Source organism: Erwinia persicina (genome assembly GCF_019844095.1).
Taxonomy (GTDB): Bacteria; Pseudomonadota; Gammaproteobacteria; order Enterobacterales; family Enterobacteriaceae; genus Erwinia; species Erwinia persicina.
The window spans coordinates 521977-541507 of sequence record NZ_CP082141.1; the positions used below are offsets into that span (position 1 = coordinate 521977).

16 protein-coding genes are annotated in these 19531 nt (G+C 56.0%); 8 read left to right on the forward strand and 8 right to left on the reverse strand.

Annotated elements, in window-relative coordinates:
* Positions 1–86: 86 nt before the first annotated feature.
* Together K6L24_RS02435 and ubiU are read right to left on the reverse strand one after the other, a co-directional pair.
* Positions 87–965 carry a U32 family peptidase gene (locus K6L24_RS02435; protein ID WP_062744446.1) on the reverse strand — a complete coding sequence of 293 codons (879 nt, stop codon included), beginning with the start codon at positions 963–965 and terminating at the stop codon, positions 87–89.
* Positions 966–973: 8 nt separating this feature from the next.
* Entirely contained in the window at positions 974–1969 is a 996-nt protein-coding gene (gene ubiU / locus K6L24_RS02440) for a ubiquinone anaerobic biosynthesis protein UbiU (protein ID WP_062744445.1), read from the reverse strand.
* Positions 1970–2177: 208 nt separating this feature from the next.
* Between ubiU and ubiT the strand changes: the two genes are divergently transcribed.
* Together ubiT and K6L24_RS02450 are read left to right on the forward strand one after the other, a co-directional pair.
* Positions 2178–2702 carry a ubiquinone anaerobic biosynthesis accessory factor UbiT gene (gene ubiT / locus K6L24_RS02445; protein ID WP_118665922.1) on the forward strand — a complete coding sequence of 175 codons (525 nt, stop codon included), beginning with the start codon at positions 2178–2180 and terminating at the stop codon, positions 2700–2702.
* Positions 2696–3199: a GNAT family N-acetyltransferase gene (locus K6L24_RS02450; RefSeq protein WP_222681900.1), complete on the forward strand. Its 504-nt coding sequence runs from the start codon at positions 2696–2698 to the stop codon at positions 3197–3199. Before ubiT ends, K6L24_RS02450 begins: the two co-directional genes overlap by 7 nt.
* On the opposite strand, the gene K6L24_RS02455 is transcribed toward K6L24_RS02450, so the two are convergent.
* Positions 3186–3491, reverse strand: coding sequence for a GIY-YIG nuclease family protein (locus K6L24_RS02455; RefSeq protein ID WP_062744443.1), 306 nt, complete (start codon positions 3489–3491; stop codon positions 3186–3188). The two genes, K6L24_RS02450 and K6L24_RS02455, sit on opposite strands and share 14 nt — an antisense overlap.
* Before the next feature lie 100 nt (positions 3492–3591).
* Positions 3592–4113 (reverse strand): type 1 glutamine amidotransferase domain-containing protein, encoded by a 522-nt coding sequence (locus tag K6L24_RS02460; protein ID WP_062744442.1) that lies wholly within the window; start codon positions 4111–4113, stop codon positions 3592–3594.
* A gap of 211 nt (positions 4114–4324) precedes the next feature.
* Here K6L24_RS02460 and K6L24_RS02465 point away from each other — a divergent pair, with 211 nt between their 5' ends.
* Genes K6L24_RS02465 through K6L24_RS02475 form a run of 3 tightly spaced genes read left to right on the forward strand, consistent with a single transcriptional unit; the run spans position 4325 to position 6573 of the window.
* Positions 4325–4723 (forward strand): DUF350 domain-containing protein, encoded by a 399-nt coding sequence (locus K6L24_RS02465; RefSeq protein WP_062744536.1) that lies wholly within the window; start codon positions 4325–4327, stop codon positions 4721–4723.
* 27 nt (positions 4724–4750) lie between these two features.
* The gene (locus K6L24_RS02470; protein ID WP_062744441.1) at positions 4751–5374 is read left to right on the forward strand and encodes a DUF1190 domain-containing protein; all 624 of its coding nucleotides are present in this window, start codon (positions 4751–4753) and stop codon (positions 5372–5374) included.
* 2 nt (positions 5375–5376) lie between these two features.
* Positions 5377–6573, forward strand: a complete 1197-nt coding sequence (locus K6L24_RS02475; RefSeq protein ID WP_222681901.1) for a glutathionylspermidine synthase family protein — start codon at positions 5377–5379, stop codon at positions 6571–6573.
* Between the two features lie 2 nt (positions 6574–6575).
* On the opposite strand, the gene nrdG is transcribed toward K6L24_RS02475, so the two are convergent.
* The 3 genes from nrdG to K6L24_RS02490 form a co-directional block, all read right to left on the reverse strand.
* Entirely contained in the window at positions 6576–7040 is a 465-nt protein-coding gene (gene nrdG / locus K6L24_RS02480; RefSeq protein WP_062744439.1) for an anaerobic ribonucleoside-triphosphate reductase-activating protein, read from the reverse strand.
* On the reverse strand, positions 7037–9175 hold the full coding sequence (gene nrdD / locus K6L24_RS02485) for an anaerobic ribonucleoside-triphosphate reductase (protein ID WP_137269565.1): 2139 nt from the start codon (positions 9173–9175) through the stop codon (positions 7037–7039). The genes nrdG and nrdD overlap by 4 nt, the downstream gene beginning before the upstream one ends.
* 145 nt (positions 9176–9320) lie before the next feature.
* Entirely contained in the window at positions 9321–10487 is a 1167-nt protein-coding gene (locus K6L24_RS02490) for a YbfB/YjiJ family MFS transporter (protein ID WP_118665424.1), read from the reverse strand.
* A gap of 227 nt (positions 10488–10714) precedes the next feature.
* Here K6L24_RS02490 and K6L24_RS02495 point away from each other — a divergent pair, with 227 nt between their 5' ends.
* Positions 10715–12541, forward strand: a complete 1827-nt coding sequence (locus tag K6L24_RS02495; protein ID WP_222681902.1) for an FAD/NAD(P)-binding protein — start codon at positions 10715–10717, stop codon at positions 12539–12541.
* A gap of 148 nt (positions 12542–12689) precedes the next feature.
* Positions 12690–15242: a DEAD/DEAH box helicase gene (locus K6L24_RS02500; protein WP_062744436.1), complete on the forward strand. Its 2553-nt coding sequence runs from the start codon at positions 12690–12692 to the stop codon at positions 15240–15242.
* Positions 15243–15278: 36 nt separating this feature from the next.
* Here K6L24_RS02500 and treC read toward each other — a convergent pair whose 3' ends face one another.
* A complete protein-coding gene (gene treC / locus K6L24_RS02505) occupies positions 15279–16943 on the reverse strand; it encodes an alpha,alpha-phosphotrehalase (RefSeq protein WP_118665426.1) in 1665 nt (554 codons plus the stop codon).
* Positions 16944–17144: 201 nt separating this feature from the next.
* Here treC and K6L24_RS02510 point away from each other — a divergent pair, with 201 nt between their 5' ends.
* A complete protein-coding gene (locus K6L24_RS02510) occupies positions 17145–19517 on the forward strand; it encodes a beta-N-acetylhexosaminidase (RefSeq protein ID WP_191927572.1) in 2373 nt (790 codons plus the stop codon).
* Positions 19518–19531: the final 14 nt, after the last annotated feature.

The following is a 19531-nucleotide window of genomic DNA, read 5'->3' on the forward strand; positions in this document are numbered from 1 at the left end:
CTGATGCACCACTATTATAATAGCGGGATTTATCCTGACGAGAGATACCGGCCGCCAGGATAACGCAGGATCGGCGCGAGCGTGTCTTAATTCACCAGCTCCAGCCCTGCGACCCGTCGCCAGTAGCCGTTACAGTCTGCGTGGTGATCCATCTTCAGTGGCCGCTGGCCCGCTTCGTTAGCGCGGAACTGGGGGATCACCGACAGCGTTCCTGCATCCTGCGGTGAAAGACGCACAATATCGACCAGCCCCTGCATGGAGGTCAGATCGTTACCCAGGTTGTAGCAGCTGCCGCTCATGGTCTGAATGCCGTTCAGAACAAACACCTGCTGATCCTCCTGGGTATGCACACGGCGTCCCTGGGGATAGTCAATACAGCAGGTCTGACATTCATCCTTGCTGCGATTTTCTGAACGGGCGGTAAAGCAGCGGGCTGACAGAGCCAGCGGCAGATGACCATAGCTCAACACTTCAACCTCAAACCGCTGGCGGATGCCCAGTTCTTCACACTGATTGATCAACTGCATCAGCCAGTCCCGCGACAGTTCCACCGGCATGCACCAGCGCGTCATTCCCATGTCCAGCAACAGTTTCAGTGCGACGGCATTATAGACATTAAGCGCAGGGCCGGCGACGAAGGGGATCCCGGCTTCGCTGGCCAGCGTCACTGCGCCGACATCATTGGCTTCGATCAAGAATTCGCCGTTATCAATGTAGCGCTTCAGCTCGGTCAGTTCCGAAGGAGACTGCACCAGTGCCAGCGTACTGAGCACCACCTGCTTGCCGGCATCAGCCAGTTGCCTGGCCATACTCAGCCAGTCGCCGGTTTTCGTGGCGCGGCGTTTACTGCACACCGACTCTCCCAGGTAGACAATGTCAGCGTCACTGTCGGCGGCCGACTGATAAAATGCGTTCAGCGTCTCTTTTGACCAGTACCACAGTACCGGTCCCAGTGAATATTTCATCCTGTCTCCTACTGCCACTGCCGGTGATAGGCACCGAGCGTGGTTTGTGTACCTTCACTCAGCGCACTGAGCGCCGTCATCCACTGCGGCTGTGCGGTAAAGTTCTGCGGGTCAGCGTGACAGCGGTCAATGGCCTGACGCCAGATCCGTGCCACCTGTTCAACATAAGCGGGGCTGCGCTGGCGCCCTTCAATTTTCACCGAGACGATATTCGCTGCCATCAGCTCGGGCAGCAGCGCCAGCGTATTGAGGCTGGTGGGTTCTTCGAGGACATGATAATGAGCCTTGTCTACCTTATAACGGCCTTTGCACAGCGTCGGGTATCCGGCATTTTCTCCCGCGTCATAGCGATCAATCAGCACTTCATTCAGTCGGGATTCCAGCCCGGCCGGGGTCTGCTGCCAGCGAACAAAACGGGCAGGCGAGCAGGCGCCGACCGTATTGGGTGACTCGCCCGTCAGGTAAGAAGAAAGGTAACAACGGCCCTCTGCCATAATGCACAGACTGCCGAAGGCAAAGACCTCCAGGGGGACGGTGGTATCGCGGGCCAGCTGGCGCACCTGATGCATCGATAGCACTCGCGGCAATACCACGCGTGATACATCGAAGTTACGCTGATAAAAGCGAACGGCAGCCGCATTTGTCGCGGAGGCCTGTACCGAAACATGACGTTCAATATGGGGATATTTTTCTGCGGCGTACGCCAGCATGGCAATATCTGCCAGGATTAAAGCATCGGCACCGGCATGAGCGGCCATATCGACGGCGCGCTGCCAACGCACATAGCCATCAGGATGGGCAAAGGTGTTGATCGCCACATGCAGTTTGCGTTTACGCTGATGAACGTAGCGTGCTGCTTCCTGCAGGCGTTTGTCGGTGAAATTCAGACCCGCAAAGTGGCGGGCATTGGTTTCATCTTTCAGGCCGATATACACCGCATCGGCACCGTTATCGATGGCCGCCTTCAGCGCCGGAAGGTTTCCGGCCGGGCAGAGAAGTTCCATAGGGATCGATCCAACTAATCAGAAGAGTTGATGAGTTTAGTGAGGAAAGCGGTGACAAATTTTGATTTAAGGCAGCTAATGGCGTATTGATGGGGTTCGTGATCCCTGATAAAACTCGTATAGTTCGCACACTTTGTTGATCCAGCCGTCAGACGCATTTTGCTGTTGTGGCAAAATAGCTGAAATTTATTCGTAAGGAGTGATAATGGTGTTGAACCCGCTACGCAGCCGCTGTGTCCGTCACGGACCGCAATTACTGCGTTTTCCACTGCGGTTTACCCCGTTTGCCGTGAAGAAGCCGCTACTGCAGGCATTGCTACGCTGGCAGTTTCAGCAGGCGCTGGCGGAAGGTGAGCTGGATTTCCTGGAAGGGCGCTGGCTGGGAATCGAGGTTAGCGATCTCGAACTGTGCTGGTCAGTGACGCTGCAGCAGGGCGAACTTCAGGTAGCCGAACGCGCGGAAGCCGATGTCTGGTTCCGTGGCAATGCCAACGATTTGGTGCTGATCGCCGCCCGCAGACAGGACCCGGACACCCTGTTTTTTCAGCGTCGTCTGCTGATTGAAGGTGATACCGAGCTGGGTCTGGAAGTGAAAAACCTGATGGATGCGATCGACCTGGAATCCATGCCGAAGCCGTTACGCATCGGACTAATGCAACTGGCTGACTTTATTGAGGCCGGACTGAAAAAGGACGCGATTTCCCCGGCGGATCGCGCAGGTGTCTCATGTTAATTCGTTCAGAAATAGGTATTGATGCTGCCAGCATCGACAGCCTGCTGCGCCGCAGCTTCCACACCTCTGCGGAGGCGGAACTGGTGCAGCAACTCCGTGAAGACGGATTATTAACGCTCGGCGTGGTGGCCACAGATGATGATGGCCAGGTGCTGGGCTATGCGGCGTTCAGCCCGGTCACGCTGAACGATGAAGATCGTCAGTGGGTGGGATTAGCGCCGCTGGCGGTTGATGAACGTGTCCGCCGGCAGGGCATTGGTAAGCAGCTTGTCTATGAAGGGCTGGATACGCTCAATGAGTTCGGCTATGCCGCCGTGGTGGTGCTGGGCGACCCCGCTTACTTCGGGCCTTACGGGTTTGAGCCGGCTGCGCGCCACCAGCTGGACTGTCGCTGGGAAGGCACTGCAGCGACTTTCCAGGTTTACAAGCTGGCAGATGACGCCTTTAACGGCGTGGAAGGTCGTATCGAATACTCGGCGCCGTTTACGCGTTTCTGAGCGCGGCAAGCCACTGAACAAGCGACACAGGCTGGTGCTCTATCAGCCTGATTTTTTGCAACTTTTTAAGCTGTTTAACCTGATATTCCAGCTTTGACGCCAGCGAACGATCCCCCGCCTCACAGTGAAACAACAGCTCAAGCGGCCCCTTACCCCGTAATGCCTTCGCGCCTTTACCGCTCTGGTGCTGCGCAAAGCGTCGTGCCACGTCATTTGTGATGCCGGTGTACAGCATCCCGCTGGCGGTACGCACAATATAAAGTTGCCAGCCGGTAGGTGCAGCAGAATGCATAGCTTCCCAATCCACACAAAGAAGGAGGAGGGTACTTTAGCGCATCTTCGACGGGATCTTAAGGGGGGCAAGGCCAGCCGCAGCTGGCCAGGGGCCACTATCAGGCGGCGTTCAGAATACGCAGGGATTCACGGTTAAAGGCGGGCAGGTCGTCCGGGGTACGGCTGGTGACCAGGCGATCGTTGTCGATCACGACCTCTTCATCGTAAAAATCCGCGCCAGCGTTTTTCAGGTCAATCACCACCGGTTTCACCGTGGTCATTTTACGCCCGCGTACCGCATTGGCGCTGATCAGCAACTGCTGGCCGTGACAGATGGCAAAAACGGGTTTACCCAGCGCAACAAAGGCTTTGGTGAATTCTACAAACCGGTCGTCACCGCGCAGTGTATCAGGGGAGTGACCGCCCGGCAGCAGCAGGGCATCAAATTCAGCCGGATGCACATCATCGATACTTTTATCGACCTTCACGCTGGCTTTACCCTGTTTCCCGGTAATCGTTTTACCGGCCTCAGTCTCAATGGTAATCACCTCGTGGCCGGCATTTCTGTACGCCTCGGCGGGGGAAGTAAATTCTGAGTCTTCAAATTCATCGGTTATCAGCACCGCAATCTTCTTGCTCATATTTCCTCCTGTGAGCTTTCGTTGAGAACGGAATAAGTGTGGTTCACTGACGCTGAAAATCAACCCGGGGCGGCTTTTGAATTCACAGGCTCCTGATTTTTCGGGAAAAGAAGGCGCACACAAAGGTAAAGAAAATGCAGCCTGCTGGCGTTTACCGGTAGCGCCCCTTATGATGAATTCTCACTCTGCCTATCACCTTCAGGACGAATCCATGGCTACGCTGCATCTGTTACTCGCTTTCGGCTCCTATTTTTTCACCAGCTGTGCAATGGTGCTGATATTCCTGTTTATCTACACACGCATTACCCCGCATAACGAGTGGCGCCTGATTAAAGAGAATAATCTGGCGGCGGCACTGGGTTTCATTGGTGCACTATTAGGTTATATTATCCCGCTGGCCAGCGTGGCGATTAACTCCGTCAATTTACTCGATTATGTTATATGGGGTGCCGTCGCGCTTGTCGTTCAACTGCTGGTGTTTGGACTGGCGCGCATTTATCTGCCGAAAATCAGCCAGCATATTGAAGATAACCATCTGGCTGTCGGCTTATTTCTCGGCGGGGTCTCCCTTGGCGGAGGGATCATCAATGCAGCCTGTATGACCTACTAAAACTTTTCAGGCAGGGAAGCAGTAAACTTGAAAAAGAAACGTCGCCGCTCACGTTCGGGCGGTCAAAAGCCGGTGGAATTTAAGTCCTTCTCGCAAGGTGCAGCCCTGAATGACGCGCCGCGTAAATCCACGACATGGCTGACGCTGGTTATTATGGGCGGCACCGGTATGGCACTGCTCCACAGCTGCCGGGACCAGGGGGAAGAGCAGACCATCTTTGCCAGCAGCAATGAGTGCACGCAGGCAGGCTATTCCCTCCGGGCCTGTGAGGCGCAGGAGCAGGCCGCCCAACAACAGCTGGATGCCAGTTCACAGGGATTTGATAACAGTTATGCCTGTCAGAACTATTATGGCCTCGGGAACTGCCATTACAGCCTGGTAACACACCATTTTCTGCCGCGACTGGCGGGCTTTACTATGGGTAAGCGCCCGCAGGAAGACAGTCAGGGGGCGTCCTCTTCAGGGGGCGGTTACTACGGCGGCGGGCGCGCCTTCTATCGTGATCCGAACGATCGTGAGACGCTGAGGACGCCGGGCAGTGAAGCACGCTGGACGCGTTCCTCTGCTGATGCTGACGCCCATAAGTTCAGTGGGCGCACGGTCTCACGCGGCGGGTTTGGCGGCAGTTCATATCATCGTTCAGGGGGCTGAAGATGATACGTATCGCCTGCACGCCACGGCGCGACCTTGCTGCCATCGCTGCCCGCTACGGTTTTAACTTCCATATTATCGATGATGAAGTGTACTGGGATGAAACCCGGGCCTATCGCTTTACCCTGCGTCAGATCGAGCAGGATATTGAGGGGCCAACGGAAGAGCTGCATCAGATGTGCCTTGATTTGGTCGATCGCGTCACCGGCGATGAAGAGCTGCTGACAGCCCTGGCGATCCCGCCCCTCTACTGGGAGGCCATTGCCCGCAGCTGGCAGCGTCGTGAACCCTCACTCTACGGCCGGATGGACTTCAGCTGGGGAGGCCAGGGGCCGGTTAAGCTGCTGGAATACAATGCTGATACCCCCACGTCTCTGTATGAAGCCGCGTTTTTTCAGTGGCAGTGGCTGACCGATGTCGCGGGCAGGGGGCAGATCCCCCATCATGCCGATCAGTTTAATTCCCTGCAGGAGAAGCTGATCGCGCGGCTGGCGCTATGGCGCAATCAGCACCCGCTCTATTTTTGCTGCTGTCAGGGATCGGCGGAAGATCGCGGCACGGTGCAGTATCTTGAAGATTGCGCCCGACAGGCAGGCCTTGAAACACGTTTTCTCTATCTGGAAGAGGTGGGCATGGGCGTGGGGGGCGTGCTCACGGATATGCAGGATCGGGTGATAGAACAGGCCTTCAAGCTTTACCCGCTGGAGTGGATGCTGCGTGATGATTACGGACCGCTACTGCGCAAGGGCCGTGAACGCTGGATTGAACCCCTGTGGAAAACCGTGCTCAGTAACAAGGGCATCTTACCGCTGCTGTGGCGCTGGCATCGCGGGCATCCTAACCTGCTGCCGGCCTGGTTTGCCGGGGAAGTGGATAAACCGGGCTGGCGGTTAGCGGAGGAAATGGGCGCTCAGTGGCGCGGCTTCGTCAGTAAACCGTTGTTCTCGCGCGAAGGGGCGAATATCACCATGTATGCCGATCGCGATGGCCGGCAACGGCTGGCCAGTGAGCCCGGCGAATACGCGGATGAACCCCGTATCTGGCAGGCCAGTGCGCCGTTACCCCGGTTCGGGCATGACCATACGCTGATCGGCAGCTGGATTGTGGGCGACAGCGCCGCGGGTATCGGTATTCGTGAGGATAACGGGCCGATCACCAAAGACAGTTCAAGGTTTATCCCGCACTTTATCGCTGACTGATCTCAGCGCAGCTGATGAATGACCTGGTTGCTGCTGCCGCGCCAGCGCAGCGCCGGGTCTCTGAGCGCCTGGATATATTTCCCGTCAATCAGTACGTTAACCTCGGCGACCACCCGCTGCTGCTGCGCGTCCAGCTCCTCCCGTCGGTAGCCGGTCCACATCCAGATATCCTTTCCCGCACAGTCACGGCGCACCCGCCGTAACAGCCGTCCGACATCGGCGAGATTAGCCGGATGCAGAGGATCGCCGCCGGACAGCGACAATCCCTGGCGCGGAATGCGCGTGTCGTTGAGATCGGCAATCAGCCGTTCTTCCATATCCAGCGTAAACGGCACCCCGGAGTTTACCCGCCAGGTACTTTTGTTATAGCAGCCCGGGCATTCGTGCACGCAGCCGGAAACAAACAGCGTGCAGCGCGTGCCGGGGCCGTTAACGATGTCCACCGGGTAATACTGATGGATGTTCATCCCAGTTGGCCGTTTTGCAGATGCTTAACCCGACGTTTTACCTCTTCCTGCTTGCCGGCGTTAAAGGGGCGGGCATCCGGGCTGCCAAGGTAGCCGCATACCCGACGGGTGACGGAAACGCGGGTGCTGTCGTGGTTACCGCATTTCGGGCAGGTGAAGCCTTTGCTGGTGCAGTCGAATTCGCCGGTAAAGCCGCACTCATAGCATTCGTCGATCGGCGTATTGGTACCGTAATAAGGCACCCGGCTGTAGCTGTAATCCCAGACATCTTCCAGCGCCTTCAGGTTGTGCTGAATATTGGGATATTCGCCGTAACAGATAAAACCGCCGCTGGCTAACGGCGGGTAGCCCGCCTCAAAGTCGATTTTATCGTATGGGTTCACCTTCTTCTCCACGTCAAGGTGGAAGCTGTTGGTGTAATAGCCCTTATCCGTCACACCCGGCACCACACCAAACTCCGCGGCATCAAGGCGGCAGAAGCGATCGCACAGATTTTCGCTGGGGGTGCTGTACAGGCTGAAGCCGTAGCCGGTCTCCTCTTTCCAGGCTTCCACGGCCTCACGCAGCCGGGCGACAATCTGCAGCCCTTTCGCCCGCAGTTGTTCATCGTCATAAGGATGCACGCTGCCGCCACTCAGGGCGTTCAGCGTTTCGTGAATGCCGATATAGCCCAGAGAAATGGAGGCTCTGCCGTTGCGGAAGATCGAGGCTACCGGCTCATCGGCCTTCAGGCGTACCCCGCAGGCACCTTCCATATAGAGGATCGGCGCAACGCGGGCTTTGACATTTTCCAGCCTGGCGATACGTGTCATCAGCGCTTTTTTCGCCAGCAGCAGGCGCTGCTCCAGCAGAACCCAGAAGCGCCCCTCGTCCCCCTCCGACTCCAGCGCAATACGCGGCAGGTTCAGGCTGATCACGCCGATATTGTTCCGGCCATCGTGGATCTGCTCGCCGTTCTCCTCATAGACCCCGAGGAAACTGCGGCAGCCCATTGGCGTTTTAAACGAACCGGTGACTTTCACCACCTGGTCGTAATTGAGGATATCCGGATACATGCGTTTACTGGCGCACTCCAGCGCCAGCTGTTTGATGTCGTAGTTAGGCTCACCCGCCGCCTGGTTCAGCCCGGCTTTAATGGCAAACACCAGCTTCGGGAACACTGCCGTTTTATGGTTTTTCCCCAGGCCGGCAATACGGTTGCGCAGGATCGACTGCTGAACCAGACGCGCCGACCAACGGGTACCCAGGCCAAAACCGAAGGTGACAAAGGGCGTCTGGCCATTGGCGGTGTGCAGGGTGTTGACCTCGTATTCCAGTGACTGGAAAGCGTCATAACACTCTTTTTCAGTGCGCGAATGCGCATAGGCTTCAGCATCCGCAATCTGCCACTGCTGTGCGGTCGCGCGGTGCTTCTCCAGGCTGGCTTCAACAAACGGTGCCAGCACCTCATCAATACGGTTAATTGTGGTTCCGCCGTAAATATGGCTGGCCACCTGCGCGATGATCTGGGCGGTGACGGCGGTGGCGGTAGAGATCGACTTCGGCGGTTCGATCTCCGCATTGCCCATCTTGAAGCCGTGCGTCAGCATGCCGCGCAGGTCGATCAGCATGCAGTTGAACATCGGAAAGAACGGAGAGTAGTCGAGATCGTGATAGTGGATCTCACCGCGTTCATGGGCGCTGACCACATCACGCGGCAGCATATGCTGACGGGCGTAATGTTTAGCCACAATACCGGCCAGCAGGTCGCGCTGTGTCGGGATCACTTTACTGTCTTTATTGGCATTTTCATTCAGCAGCGCGGGATTGCTCTGCTCAACCAGACCACGGATCTCATGATTCAGACGACCGCGCAGCTCGCGGGCGACGTCGCGATCGTGACGATACTCAATATAGCTGCGTGCCAGCTGGGGGTAACATCCCGCCATCAGCTGGTTTTCCACCGCGAGCTGCACCTCGGCAATATCCACCCGGGGACGGGCGGTCAGCAGGGCGCTGATCTGGCTGGCGGCGGTGGCGCAGTAGTCATTATCGTCAATGCTGGCTGCCTGTGCGGCAGCACGAATCGCTGCCTCAATACGTGCTGGATCGAAGGCGACCTGACAGCCGTCCCGCTTGATTACCTGAGTTGCCACCGCTGCTCTCCTGAAGGAAGAAAACTATATGTAGGTTTCGATGGCTATAGTAAGCGCTATATGTAGTGTTTGTGCGGAGAATAATGGTGATTTTATTGATTTACCGCATGGAACTTAAGAGTGGAAAATCTTTCCCGCAGCCCCCTCAGATAACGGTTGAACGTTTCAGGCAGAGCAACGCGGCGATAAACAGCGCCAGGGCGCCGATAATGATCGACATCCTCAACGGATCCGCGTGGCCGTGGAGCCATCCTGTCATCAGTGGCCCGCAAACCTGGCCGACACCATAGGTGAAGGTTACCAGCGCCATCAAATTGATACCGGAAGGAACCGGCAGTTTCTTCGCCAGCGGCATCACCAGCGCGGTGGTACCCATAAAAGTGAAGCCAAATCCGAGGCAGCAGAGGATCAGGAGTAAAGGTGAATGGCCATTCAGTGAGAGCAGTACGCAGACCGCCTGCAGGATCAGATTAAACATCAGGGAAAGCGTGATGCCAAATCGATATTCCATCAGCAGCCAGAAAAAACAGCCGGGAATAATGGCCAGCCCGACCAGCGACCAGAGGTGTTGAGAGATCGTGCTGTCTGAGAGCTGATGGGAGATGAGCGGCAGAAAGGTGGCGACAATAATATAGCCGAAGCCGGCCAGGCCATAAATAATGATCAGTTGCCACCAGCTCACCACGGCGCTTTTTCGCACCTGTGTCTGTTGTGACTCCGGCGTGAACGCAATGGCTTTGGGGGAAAGGATAACCAGCAGAATCAGCAGGACCAGGCCCACCAGGCCCGCACCGAACCAGAGATCATAAGAGGTTAAGTGGTGGCTGATGCCCACATTCACACATTCATTGCCGAGTAAAATCCCGACGCCAACCCCTGAAAACAAGGACGCTGTCACCCGGTGATTATTGGTGTGGTGCAGGACCGTCACTGAACCAAAGATCATTAATGCCGCACTGGCCACCCCAGCCAGAAAGCGCACGGCCAGGGCAAGGCTAATCTGAGTGACCCCCCACATCGCGAAGAGCAGAACAACGGAGAGCGTCGCAAAAATAAACACCATATGTTGCGAATGGGGGCGGTGAAAACCGCTCCAAGAAAATACCAGGCTCCCCACCAGATATCCGGCATAGTTGGCACTCGCCAGCCATGCCAGTTGTGGGAACGTGAAAATATGCTCTCCCAACATGGCGGGTAACATCGGCGTGTAAAGGAAACGACTGAGTCCGACCCCCAGCGCAAGTAGTAATACGCCATAGAAAGCTATCCGGATATCTTTGCGCACAAGGGCTTTTTTGGTGTTATGCAACATACCTGCAATTCCCTGACCCATCATTGATGGCGAATAAATTAGCACGCAGATAAACGATAGCGAGGTAACGATAAGTGTGATTAGGGTTATATTTTTTTTAAAGCCTTAATTTGTTCATTTCAGCATTTATTGTAGTGTTAATGCGAAAAATAAAATCCGCACTTTGAGTAAAAAAATAAGAGGGATGTTCTTGTTTGATTATTCGTAACGGTTAACAGGGGGGACAGATGGAAAAAATAAACATAGCTATTATTGGGTGCGGCTCTCGAGGTATCAGTGTATTAGAAAGGATAATTACGCTCTACTCTTCGTATTGTCAGGGTAAAGAGATTAAGATATGGCTGATTGATAAAGATAAATTGGGGTTTGGCGTTCATCGCCCTGAACAGCCAGATTATTTTTTGGCCAATACGGTTGCATGTCAGATTACTATGTTCGGAGATGACACCTTGACTGACGCGGGGAAAATCCGTAAAGGCCCCGACTTCTGGCAGTGGGCATGCACACAGGATGCTATAAATCCAGATGGTTTTTTTTCAGACCGAAAGCAGGAAAAATTAATATTACCAGACGACTACCTTCCCAGGAAAATGTTGGGTAATTACCTTTATTATGTTTATTTGAGTATTATACATGATCTTCCTCAAGAAATTACGGTTCAAGAAATCCATGGGCAAGCTGTGCAAATAAGTACATTTTCTAATCATAAAATTAAAATAAAAATAGACACAGGCTTTAAATTGAAAGTAGATTATCTTTTTCTTTCAACAGGGCATGGCGATGAATTCCCTACAGAAGATGAAGAAAAAATTCAGCGCTTTGTATCTGAAAAATCATGCCAAAACAAAGCATTGCGCTATATTTCAAGGCCCTACGATATCAACAACTACAGTAAAATTAGTTCTGCCAATAAAGTATTGATAGAAGGTATTGGTTTAACAACTTACGATATTATTTCCAACTTGACTTGTGGCCGGGGTGGTCAGTTTAGTGATTGTGACGGCAGGCTGATCTACCATCCGTCTGGCAATGAGCCTGATATTTATATCTACTCACGCCAGGCCTTACCTGCTGGAAGTCGCGGTGTTAATCAGAAAGGATCCAGCGGACAGTATTTACCTCATTTCTTCACTAGCGGTACTATTGATCGGTTACGTACGAAAACGCCTGATGGGAAAATTGATTTTGTCACCGACCTGCTGCCGTTGTTAACTAAGGAGATGAGTTATGTCTACAGGTGTGTCCAGCAAGATGAATGGCTGGATGCTGAAGACTATTATGTTGGCCAATATGAACGTGATGCAATAAATCAACTCTTCTACCCTCATCATAATTTAATTTTTCCAAACCTGAAATCGTATCGAAATTGGTTTAAGGTATTTCTGAAAGCTGATATCGCTGAAGCTGAAAAAGGTAATGTTTATGGTGGTTTAAAAGCTGCTGCTGATGTTATCAGAGATACCCGTGATATTATTCGCTATGCCGTTAACTACGGTGGGCTAACCCCGCAATCGCATCGTCAGTTTCTGCACGAGTTTTGTCCTATATTCAACCGGATTTCCGTTGGGCCTCCTTTGAGACGCAATAAAGAGTTACTGGCTTTGCTGGAAGGCGGTGTAGTGACACTGGGCGCAGGACCGAGGCCCCAATTAGTTTGCCAAAACGAGAGTAATTGTTTCGCATTGAACAGCACATTTCTTTACGAAAATAGTGTCACATTTGGGGATGTTCTGGTGAAAGCTCATATCCCGTCTTTTTCACCCATTAGAGACAATTCATTGCTATACCATAATCTGCTGATGGAAGGAGTGATCAGGCCCTATGATAATGGAGGGTTTCGCGCGGGTGGTATTGATATTGACAGACAGCATCATGTCATCAACAGGAAAAAAATAAGTCAGAAGAATATTTATGCTATTGGTAATCCCGTCGAAGGCGCAAATTTCTATACTTACATTCTACCCCGGCCCGCAGTCAATTCGACAGCCTTAAAGGAAGCGGCTTTGTGTGTCATCGACATGTATAAAAATATCTGCCAACACCCTGTCAGGTGACTCGCCCTGCTGCCTTTCTGAACGCAGCGCTATTTTTTGCCGCTCATACGTGCGGTGGTGGTTGCATTCAACCCTGAGGAGTTACTACTATTGTCGGTTGCTGTGGAGCGAACCCCATTTCGCTCTGGTTACTCAGGGATACTGCCCGATGTCGTCCGTCGCTTATAACGAAAAACAGGTCATTCGCTGGCTCGGCTCGCGAACCGTTGCCCGTGCGCGCGATCTGGTCGCCAGCGTACAGAATGTTCAGTGGCAGAATAACCTGTTAACCGGGGAGGTTCCGGGCCGTAAAGCGGAACCGTTCAGCGTGATGGTGCATTTCAGCCGCCCGCAGGGCAGGCTGCTCGCCAGCGGTGAGTGCAGCTGTGCGGTAAAGAATAACTGTAAGCACGTTGCGGCACTGATGCTGGCTAATCTTCAGCCGCGCCAGCAGGACGTCACGGTGGTGCTGGACACGATCCGGGCGACGCCGGTGCCGGTGCTGCAGCTGCAGTCCCGGGCCAAATTTATCAGCGGCTACGGGCATTACGGCCACCGGCAAAAGCGTCTCGACTTTGCCTCCGTCAGCTTTGATTACGCCGGGGTCAGCGTGGATGCCGGTAGTCGTTCGGAGAGCTTCAGCGACCGTTCGGGACTGCGCTATCACGTTCAGCGTCATACCGAAGAGGAGCAGTCCTGGCTGGCTCAGATTGACTCGGCCGGGCTGAACGCCATTCCTGCCGGCCATATCTACACCCCCGCACCGTTGCCCCCGGCCATTTTTGCCCCGGCAACGCCGCCGCAGTGGCGCGACTTTATTAAAAAAGGCCTGCCGGCGCTGCGCAAACGCGGCTGGCGCATCAGCATGGATGATGATTTTACCTGGAATGTCTCCGAGGTGGATGCGATAGAAGGGCGTGCGATCCAGGGCGAGGATGGCTGGTTCGATCTGGAACTGGCGATGAAGATTGGCCGCCGTCGCGTGCGGCTGGAGCCGCTGCTGGCAAAGCTTTTCGAGCGTGACCGTCGCTGGACGTCCGGCAATCTCAGCCTGATCGCAGACGATGAACAGATTGAACTGCGTGATGATAAAAATCAGCGCCTGCTGTTCCGCGCCGCCCAGCTTAAGCCGCTGGTGGGCAATCTGATCGATCTGTTTGACACCGCGCAGCCGCTCAGGCTGGCAGCGTGGGACATCGGGCGGCTCAGTCAGTCGGACGATCGCAGCCGCTGGATTTTTGACGGTGATAATGCCGTTCACCAGCTGGCCGAACGGCTGAGTGGCAACAGCGGTATTCAGGCCATTGCTCCCCCTGCCGGATTGCAGGCGACCCTGCGTGATTATCAGCAGCAGGGGGTGAACTGGATGCAGTTCCTGCGTCAGCATCAGCTGGCGGGCGTACTGGCCGATGATATGGGGCTGGGAAAAACCATCCAGACGCTGGCGCATCTGCTGCTGGAAAAAGAGGCCGGGCGGCTGGATCGCCCGGCGTTAATCGTGGTGCCGACCACCCTGGTGCACAACTGGTGCTGTGAGGCCCGGCGCTTTGCGCCCGATCTGCGCGTGCTGGCCCTGACCGGGCCGCAGCGCAAAGATTTTTACGACCAGCTGGAGCAGTACGATGTGGTGATCACCACCTATTCGCTGCTGTGGCGCGATCAGCCTCAACTGGTGGCACACTTCTACCATCTGCTGATCCTTGATGAAGCGCAGTACGTGAAGAACAGCGCCTCGCGTGCCGCCTCGGTGATCCGCACCCTGAAGACGCGTCATCGCCTGTGCCTGACCGGAACGCCACTGGAAAACCATCTTGGCGAGCTGTGGTCACAGTTTGATTTTCTTCTGCCGGGCTTCCTGGGCAGCGAGCGCGACTTCACCCAGAACTGGCGTATTCCGGTCGAGCGCAACGGTGACAAAGTGCGGCGCGAGCTGCTGGCAAAACGCGTGCGGCCGTTTATGCTGCGCCGCCGCAAGCAGGAAGTTGCCAAAGAGCTGCCGCCGAAAAACACCATCGTCCGCAGCGTACCGCTGGAGGGCGCGCAGCGGGACCTGTACGACCAGGTGCGGGAAGCCATGCAGGATCGGGTGCAGCTGGCAGTGCAGCAGCAGGGGCCGGGGCGCAGCCATCTGCTGGTGCTGGACGCGTTGCTGAAATTACGGCAGATCTGCTGCGATCCGCGCCTGATGTCTGATCCGCGTGCCGAACGGGTCAAACAGTCCGCCAAGCTGGCGCTGCTGCGCGAGATGCTGCATGACCTGCTGGCAGAGGATCGGCGCATTCTGATCTTCTCCCAGTTCACCACCATGCTCGGCATTATTGCGGAAGAGTTACAGAAAGCACGTATTCCCTTCGTGATGCTGACCGGCAGTACGCGCGATCGCAATGAGCCCGTGCGCCGTTTTCAGGAGGGGGAAGTGCCGGTGTTTCTGATCAGCCTGAAAGCGGGCGGCGTCGGGCTGAACCTGACGGCGGCGGATACCGTGATCCACTACGATCCCTGGTGGAACCCGGCGGCAGAAAATCAGGCTACCGATCGTGCTTACCGGCTCGGGCAGGATAAACCGGTGTTTGTCTACAAGCTGATCGCCGCCAACACCATTGAAGAGAAGATCGTCGCCATGCAGCAGCAAAAAGCCGATCTGGCCGGTGAGATACTGGATGATGAACTGAGCGAACCGGGCCAGTTCAGCCCGGACGATCTTACTGCGCTGTTTTCGTAACGGGGATATGGGCCAGCCGGAACAAACGCGCGGCCCCTACCGCAGGGTTTTCTGATACCACCACACCGCCTCCCAGGGACGCAGCATCACTTCACCCGGCGTGACGTGCGTATCGGCATAGTTGCTGATTAACACTTCCCAGTGGCCGCTGTAAGCCGGTGGATGCCAGACCTGCGTTTCACCACTGAAGTTGGTTGCCACCACCAGCGTTTCCCCCGCTATCCGGCGGCAGTAACACCACAGGCGCGGATGGTCAGGCAGCAGGTCAAGGTAGTCCCCGTGGGTCAGGATGGCGTAGCGTTTACGCAGCGCGATCAGCTTTTGATAGCAGTAAAAAACGGAGTCCGGGTCTGCCAGCGCGGCGGCCGCATTCACGGTGCTCACATTGTCGCCCATGCCAATCCACGGTGTGCCCTGGGTAAATCCGCCGTTCTCACTGTCGTCCCACTGCATCGGCGTGCGGCCGTTATCACGGGATTTACTGGCGAGGATCGCCAGCAGGTTATCGCTGTCGCGGCCCTGGGAACGCAGCTCCGCGTACATATTGTGACTTTCAATGTCGCGATAATCGATAATGCGGGTGAAGTGCGGGTTGGTCATTCCCAGCTCTTCCCCCTGGAAAATATAGGGGGTGCCCTGCATGCCGTGCAGGGCCAGGGCCAGCATCTTGGCAGATTCAACCCGGTAGTTAAACTCATCCCCCCAGCGTGAGACAACCCGTGGCTGGTCATGATTACACCAGAACAGCGCATTCCACGCCTGGTTGTGCATACCCTGCTGCCAGTGGGTAAATATCTCTTTCAGTGCCACCAGATTGAGCGGCGTCAGCGTCCACTTCTGGCCCTGATAAAAATCGACCTCCACATGATCGAAGCTGAACACCATCGACAGCTCTTCGCCACTCAGCGCCCCGTAGCGCTGGCAGTGCTCCAGGGTGGCGGAGGACATTTCGCCTACGGTCACCAGCTGACGCGGAATAAACACCTCGCGGCTCATCTCCTGCATAAACTCGTGAATACGCGGACCATCGGTGTACAGCCGCAGGCCGTCGCCCCCCGGATCATCGGCAAAATCCTGCTGCTTGGACACCAGGTTGATTACATCCAGGCGCAGGCCGTCAATGCCCCGGTCGGCCCAGAAATTGACCACCTGCTTCAGCTCGGCGCGGACGCTGTCATTTTCCCAGTTCAGTTCGGCCTGTTCCGGTGCCCACAGATGCATATAGTACTGGCTGCTTTCCGGATGCCAGCGCCAGGCGCTGCCGCCAAACTTGGACATCCAGTTATTCGGCAGTTGTCCGGGAGCCCCGTCGCGCCAGATATAGTAAGAACGATAGGGACTGTCGCGATCCAACGCCTCATGGAACCAGTGATGCTGAGTGGACGTATGATTAAACACCATATCCAGAATAATGCGCATCCCGCGCCGGTGGGTTTCCTCCACCAGATTATCGAAATCATTGAGGGTGCCAAACTGCGGATCGATGGCGGTATAGTTCGCCACGTCATAGCCATTATCTACCTGCGGAGAGAGATAAAATGGCGTCAGCCAGATGGCATCAACGCCCAGCGTTTGCAGATAGTCCAGCCGCTGGATTACGCCGGGCAGATCGCCAGTACCGCTGCCGGTGGTGTCCTGAAAACTCTTGGGATAGATCTGATAAATTACGCCGTTCTGCCACCAGGGTGGAGTATTTGTCATTGCTGAATCCTGATATCCAGTGGGTTGCTGAGAGCGTTATTCCCTAAGATTAGCCACAGAGAGACAATTCCGCATAGTGTGTACCGATTTATGACATCATCGGGACGAAATGTCGCGCAAAGGTCGCTTTCCTGATGTGTAACTTGATGTGACAAGCGAATTATGTTTTAAGAGTGCATCACAAAAAAAGGATGCCCTTATATGCCATGGTCACTGCGCTGCCTGCTGCTTACCTGTTCCCTGATCCTGCCGTTTTCGGTAGCTGCCAGCCCGGCCCGCACGCTGCCGCTGATGCCGTGGCCGCAGCAGGTGGAGCAGCCGCAAGGTGAAGGGCGAGTGACGCTGACCACGCCGCTGGCGATCCAGGTACAGGGCGACAGCCTGCGCGAGGCGCTGCCGCGCTGGCAGAAACGGCTGGCACGGCAGACGGGTAACCCGTCGTTGCCGACCTCAGCCAGTGCGACCTCATTACAGATCCGTATTGCGCATCCGGTGGCGGCGATCCCCCAGCCGGACAGCGATGAAAGCTATCAGCTGAAGGTCAGTACCGACGGGATCGTGCTTGAGGCAAAAACCCGTTTTGGCGCGATGCGCGGCATGGAAACGCTGCTGCAGCTGGTGCACAACGGTACCGTGCCGCTGATCACTATTAATGACTATCCGCGCTTTCCCTGGCGCGGCATCCTGATTGATTCCGCCCGCCACTTTCTCCCCATTGAGACCCTGAAACGTCAGATTGACGGTATCGCGGCGGCGAAAATGAACGTCTTTCACTGGCATCTGACCGATGACCAGGGCTGGCGCTTTGCGTCTGACCACTATCCCCAGTTACAGGAAAAAGCCAGCGACGGCCTGTGGTACAGCCAGCAGCAGATGCGCGAGATCGTCAGTTATGCGGCCAGCCGGGGGGTGCGCGTTGTGCCGGAGATCGACTTTCCCGGCCACGCCTCCGCGCTGGCGGTGGCGATGCCCGAGCTGATATCGGCACCGGGGCCGTACCAGATGGAGCGCGGCTGGGGAGTGTTCAAACCGCTGCTCGATCCGTCCAGTGAACAGGTTTATCAGTTTATTGATACGCTGGTGGGTGAAGTGGCGGCCATTTTCCCGGATCCGTACCTGCATATTGGTGGGGATGAGGTGGATGCCAGCCAGTGGAATGCCTCGGCGTCGATCCGGCAGTTTATGCAGCAGAAAGGGTTGAAGGACAGCCACGCGCTGCAGGCGTATTTTAATCAGCGTGTGGAGAAGATCCTGGAAACACACCAGCGGCGCATGGTTGGCTGGGACGAGATTGCTCACCCCGATCTGCCGCGCAGCATCCTGATCCAGTCCTGGCGCGGCCAGGATGCGCTGGGCGAAGCGGCAAAGAATAACTACCGCAGCATCCTCTCCACCGGTTTCTATCTTGATCAGGCGCAGCCTGCGGCTTTCCACTACCGTAACGAAGTCTGGCCGCAGGGGCTGAACGATGCCGACCGCGTCGTCGAAGGAGAGGTGGCACAGAGCTGGGCATTTACGCTGCCCCGACTGAAGGGCAACCCGCTGAAAGGCAGCGTGACGCTGATTGACGGGCGGGGGGGATGGCGTGGTTTTATCGACTTCGACGGACGCTCCCGCCGCATGGTACGTGAGATCCGCTGGCTCTCTCCCACCCAGTTTACCTTCCGCGTTGACAGCTGGATGGGAGAGCTGCGTCCGGTGCTGACTCTGGCCGGCGACACGATGAGCGGCTACTGGCGCATTGGTAACGTGCGTTATCCAACGGTAGGCAGCCGGCTGGCGCAGATCCCGGCGGGAATACGGCCCGCACTGCCGGATGACGCGCAGCTGCGGGCTAACCTGCTGGGCGGCGAGGCGGCGCTGTGGAGTGAAATCGTGGATGAGAACGTCATTGACGTGCGGCTGTGGCCCCGGGCATTTGTGGTGGCTGAACGGCTGTGGTCAGCTTCCGGCATCAATGACGAGCAGAACATGTATCAGCGCCTGGCGTCGGTAGACAGCTGGTCGGCGGTCTCGGTGGGGCTGCAGCAGCACGCGGAAACCCAGCTGCAGATGATGCGCCTGGCCAACAGCAGCGACACGGTTGCGCTGCAAATCTTTGCACAGGCACTGGAGCCGGCGCAGTTTTACACCCGCCAGCATCTGAAATATCAGGCCGGACATTACACTCAGGCAGAACCGCTCAACCGTCTGGCGGATGTGCTGCCCAGCGAGAGCAATAACGTTCGTGAACTGGATCGTCAGGTGGACGCGCTGATAGCCAACCGGGGTAACCGCCAGGCGGCGCTGGCCATCCGTCGTCAGCTGGAACAGTGGCGGCAGAATATTCCCCAGGTCGCTCCGGTGCTGGCACAAAGTCCTCAGCTGCGGGCGCTGATGCCGGTTGCCGAACAGGTTGAGGAGATCAGTCAGATGGGGCTTTCGCTGCTGGAAGCGATAGAAAAGGAGCGAACGTTCGGTGCACGCGAAGTGGCCAGGATGCATCAGCGCCTGGATCAGGCGGCGCTGACGCAGGATGAAGTGGTGATCGCGCTGGTCTATCCGATCGAGAAGCTGTTACGTTACGGGAAATAACCCGTCAGGGGCGA